General features: G+C 44.4%; 1 protein-coding gene. It reads left to right on the forward strand.

Annotated features, from left to right (window positions below; genetic code table 11):
- Nucleotides 1–360: helix-turn-helix domain-containing protein (locus NE664_14060; protein MCQ4727759.1), on the forward strand; the 360-nt coding region annotated here is incomplete at its 5' end.
- Nucleotides 361–446: the final 86 nt, after the last annotated feature.

Here is a 446-nt window from a genome sequence, read left to right on the forward strand (position 1 = left end):
GCCAAAAGCAGGAGTCCGGTTATTGACCGTGCGTTAGTTTATATCAGAGAACATTATTCGGAAAACATTACGCTGCAGTCACTTGCCGAGGACATTTACCTCCATCCCGTCTACTTGAGCCGGCTGTTTAAAGAAAAGGTCGGTCAGACATTTCTGGAGTATTTAACTCATTACCGCATCGAAATGGCGAAAGACTACCTGCGTAATCCCAATCTTCGTATCTACGATATCGGTCAAATGGTAGGATATGAAACACCGCAGTATTTCAGCAGAGTTTTTAAAGAACTGACAGGAACGACACCGAAGGGATTTCGGGAGGAGCTGGCAGGAAAAGGGGAAAAACACGAAAAGGGTGTTTAATCCCCTTTTCGGTTTTTTCCAGGCTTTGGGTGCGGGGAAAGAACCTCTTTTTTCTTTATTTCCGTTCATAAAATTACCGCTTTGGG

The organism is Anaerotignum faecicola (genome assembly GCA_024460105.1).
In the GTDB taxonomy this organism is placed as follows: domain Bacteria; phylum Bacillota; class Clostridia; order Lachnospirales; family Anaerotignaceae; genus JANFXS01.